The 4,065-nt window shown below is 48.3% G+C and carries 4 protein-coding genes and 1 pseudogene; 2 read left to right on the forward strand and 3 right to left on the reverse strand.

Annotation, left to right across the window (positions count from 1 at the left end):
• Nucleotides 1-164, forward strand: a pseudogene (locus tag ACRCZA_RS07460) (thiopurine S-methyltransferase); the annotation flags it as partial.
• 352 nt (nucleotides 165-516) lie between these two features.
• On the opposite strand, the gene ACRCZA_RS07465 reads toward ACRCZA_RS07460, so the two are convergent.
• Nucleotides 517-708 carry a bacterioferritin-associated ferredoxin gene (locus ACRCZA_RS07465; RefSeq protein WP_438673823.1) on the reverse strand — a complete coding sequence of 64 codons (192 nt, stop codon included), beginning with the start codon at nucleotides 706-708 and terminating at the stop codon, nucleotides 517-519.
• 422 nt (nucleotides 709-1,130) lie between these two features.
• Between ACRCZA_RS07465 and ACRCZA_RS07470 the strand changes: the two genes are divergently transcribed.
• Nucleotides 1,131-1,466, forward strand: a complete 336-nt coding sequence (locus ACRCZA_RS07470; RefSeq protein ID WP_438673824.1) for a DUF3392 domain-containing protein — start codon at nucleotides 1,131-1,133, stop codon at nucleotides 1,464-1,466.
• A gap of 174 nt (nucleotides 1,467-1,640) precedes the next feature.
• Here the strand turns inward: ACRCZA_RS07470 and ACRCZA_RS07475 are convergent, their stop codons facing one another.
• Together ACRCZA_RS07475 and ACRCZA_RS07480 are read right to left on the reverse strand one after the other, a co-directional pair.
• The gene (locus ACRCZA_RS07475) at nucleotides 1,641-2,363 is read right to left on the reverse strand and encodes a glycerophosphodiester phosphodiesterase (RefSeq protein ID WP_438673825.1); all 723 of its coding nucleotides are present in this window, start codon (nucleotides 2,361-2,363) and stop codon (nucleotides 1,641-1,643) included.
• Between the two features lie 14 nt (nucleotides 2,364-2,377).
• A partial coding sequence (locus ACRCZA_RS07480; protein WP_438673826.1) for a mechanosensitive ion channel domain-containing protein occupies nucleotides 2,378-4,065 on the reverse strand: 1,688 nt, incomplete at its 5' end.

The following is a 4,065-nucleotide window of genomic DNA, read 5'->3' on the forward strand; positions in this document are numbered from 1 at the left end:
GTCCGCCGTTTGCGGTGTCGCCAACCTGGATCGAGGCGCATTGCAGTGAGGATTTTGAGATCCAACTGCTCGATTGCCAAGATGTGCTGGCGGATAATCCAAGGTTTATCAACAAGGGTGTCGCTTGGTTAAATGAGGCCGCCTATTTATTACGGCGTAAGTGATTGGGGGGCGATGGGCCACATGATGGTGGCGAGTGTGGTGATGGTGCGTTGGCTTGATGGCAATGGGTTAGCTGAGGGCTTAAATCGTCAACTCATCATCTACAAATCACCATCACATTCACAATCAAAAATCCAAAATCCACAAATCCATAAATCACCACCCACAATTTAGCCTCGATCATCTGTCAGGCCATTCGATGCGCTGCGTGACGGGTTGTGTGCTAAATAAATTGAGGTGTTAGCGGTTGTGGTGTGTCTCTACAGGCCGTGAGCGCGCGTGGCGCGCTGAGTAAGCTATTTGTTGCTGCTTAGCATCAAAGGGTAAGGGGAAAAAGTGGTAAGCGAAGCGAGCCTAGGCGACTTCGTAGTAATTGGGCTCGATTGCCAATTGATTTTGGATAATTTGGACGGCCATTTTGGCGCATTTACCACATTGATCGGCCACACCTAAACGCTTTTTAACATCAGCAAGCGAGCTATCGCCCTGTTTTACTGCGTTTTTTATTTGGGTGTCGGTGATGGCATGGCAAAGACAAACGTACATTTTTTAGCCTCCAAAAATGAATGAGCCAATTCTAAATGAAAACGCTTATCAAATGCAATATCGCAAATATCTTGCTTGTAAAAAAGATCGCCAGTTGTGATGCGGCGCATACCTGCTACGGCCTGAGCTTGAGCTGGGCGGCGTTCAGACTCGGATAGGGGCGGTGAGCGTGGTGGGCAACCGCGTTGTCGCGAGCACAATGGGATGGGTTGACGCTTGTGTTTTTGCGATGATTGGTCGCCTGATTGGTTTTAGGATGATGACGTTTGATGTGTGCTGAATGGCGTGGCGAGGATGATAGGGCTCAACGGGTTGTGGGGCATGCTCGCTTGTGCGCCATGTCATCTGCCATTATCCTTGTCGGCTCCATTCATTCGGCCGCGCCAGTGCAGGCTGCGTAGTAAATAATAGGTTAAGTGATTATGTTTGAGCAGTTAGTGGCGATCATTGCCCATTTAGGTAATATGCTTCGTCCTTGGGCATTTGACATCGCCAGTGCGATGGTGGTGTGTTTAGTGTTAGTTTTTTCAGCCGATATTAATCGAGTTATTCGGCGCCAGCTTTTAGGCTGTTCTTTTATATTGCGTACCTTGGTTTTTGTGGTGGTAAATGCCTTTGGCTATGGTCTGTTAATTGTCAAAGGTTGCCCTTGGGCGGCGCGGCAGATTGTGGCGATGCCTTCTCATTGGATGTTGTTATTGATGCTGGCCATTTTTATCTTTATTGGCTTTTGGGCGCAGCGAAATCATCAGGCGTAGTGGGTCTTATGAGGCGTATGGTCTCATTAGGCGTAGTGGGTTTATGTCGCCTCAATACTCACTTGGCACTCTGTCGCTAGCGTAGCACGCTGCTCGCCAGCACAGCCTAAAGCGGCTCAAGCTGTGCAGGCTGGCGAGCAGTAAATCAGCTAAGGTCAGATTGCTCGCCTTTGTTTACTCAAAATAACCTTGGTAATTTGTTGGTGACACTTGAGTGAGCGCTAGCATGGCGCGATCGGGATAGTTACTGAAAACCCCATCAACGCCCATGTGTTGCAGTGCATGAATATCATCCGCGTGATCGACGGTGTAAACATACACTTTAGCGCCTCGTTGATGGGCATCCTCGACAAGGGCTTGGTTGATAAAACTCACGTCAAGGTGTAATGAGTAGGCATTGAGTTGGCTGACGATTGCCGCACCATCGAGGGGGATGCTGGCCAATAGCGGGGCGATGCGAGCGTTAGGGAGTGCGGCTTTGACCTGCTGCAGATAGGGATGATTAAAAGAAGAGATCAGCAGTTGCTCTTGACTAAACCCCAGCTGTGTTAATGCCTTAGGGTATAACTCGAGCAGGGGCGCGACGGTATTGATTCCTTTAAGCTCAATATTGACAATGCAGCGGCCCGCCACTAATTCAAGCACTTGCCACAGTGTTGGAATGGGCTCTCCTTTGACATTCATGCCCGATAATGCGTGGCGGCTGAGTAAGTGGATAATCCCTGTCCCTGAGCTTTTGCTCTCAAGCCGCCTATCGTGAAACACCACCAACTCACCTTCAACATTGTGCACATCCAGCTCAATGGCCTTAACGCCCTGCGCTAATGCTGTTGCCATCGCGGCTAAGGTATTTTCAGGTGCATAACCACTGGCACCGCGGTGCGCGAAAATAAGCATGTTTTGTTACCCTATTAACTGCGAATAATACCGACCTGATCGCGCTGCTGGCTATTCTTAACATGAATTTCCATCTGCGGGTAGGCGAGTTCGAGATTGTTTTCTTTGAGTTTACTGGTAATGCGTTTATGCAAATCATGGCGCAGTGGCCAGCGCGCCGACATATCTTTGGCATAGGCGCGCACCTCGTAATCTTGGGTATGTTTACCAAAGCCGGCAAACCAGACTTCTGGCTCTGGGTGAGCAAGGGCATTCTCACATTCTTGCACCGCTTGATAGAGTGTTGCCTCGACCTTCGCCGGATCGGAATCGCGGGCGACGGCGACATGGACGATGACCCGTGTGATCGGATCGGACAGCGACCAGTTGATCAGTTGTTCGGTGATAAAGGCTTTGTTAGGAATGATAATTTCTTTCCTATCCCAGTCGATGATGGTGGTCGCGCGGATCTGGATTTTACTCACAGTACCAGTGAGATCGCGAATGGTCACGGTATCGCCAATGCGTATGGGTTTTTCAAATAGGATAATCAAACCGGAAATAAAATTAGCAAAAATTTCCTGAAGACCAAAACCTAAACCGAGTGAGAGTGCGGCAATTAACCATTGCAGTTTGGACCATTCCATCCCGAGGTTGGAAAAGCCAATCAATAACCCCAAAAATACCACCAAATAGCGGCTGACAGTGGTGATGGCAAAGCCTGTGCCGGGGGAGAGATCTAAACGCTGGAGGATCATCAGCTCTAATAAGCCCGGCAGATTGGTGGCAATCATTAAAGAAAAGGCGACAATCACTAAGCCAAACATTAATGATTTCATGGTAATGGGTAATTGTTGTTCTAAACCATTAATGCTGGTGTTCGTGGTCCACAATGTTATGCCATCGAGGAACGAAAATAACGCCGTGTGAGTTTGAGTCCAAAGGCCAATCAGGCTCGCTAAAAATGCCAGCAGCAACAACGAGCGCACTAAGCCTAAGGATTGACTCGAAATGGTTTCAAGATCGACAACGGGCTCTTCATAGGTATCCAGGCTGTCATTGGAGAGATGTTGGGTCTCGCCTTTTTCCCGTTGGGCCAAGCGCTCAGCCCGTTTGGCCTTGGCGCGGTCAAAGGCAATGCGGCGGCGTTCAATCAGCATCCAGCGCTTAATGAGTTGATATAAAAGTAAAAAGCCGAGGCCCAAAATTAACGAGATTTGTAGCTGCAGTAACATTTGGAAGGCAGTGAAATAGTATCCCCAAAATGCAAGGCCTGCGCTTAATAGCGGGACGGTAATGAGCAAGGCCCAAAGCATTTTTTGCAGCAATTGCTTATTTTTACCGTCTTTTTGACTATCAATATTTTGGCGACTAAGGAAAAGAATGTCTTTGTAAAGTAAGCATAAAATAATACAAAAAATGATAAATGCCCCTCGGCCAATGCTATTGCGTACCAGCGAGGCATCGAGCACTTCGCTAAAACCCATTAATCCCAGTAATGGACTTGCCACTAACACAAAACGTTTGAGTTTAAATTGGCCCGCTTGGATCAGTTTAGAGGGACGTTTGAAGTGACCAACCAGTACTCCCTTGTCGAGCGCTAAGATAAAAATCAAGCGATACAGCAAGTAAACCAAGCCGATTGCTAAAATGCCCATGCCCACCGCTTGTACAAAATTGCGCTCGGATTGGTAGAAAATCCAGCCCGCGATCACCACAGGTA

The sequence above is a fragment of the Shewanella sp. genome (assembly GCF_051658185.1).
In the GTDB taxonomy this organism is placed as follows: domain Bacteria; phylum Pseudomonadota; class Gammaproteobacteria; order Enterobacterales; family Shewanellaceae; genus Shewanella.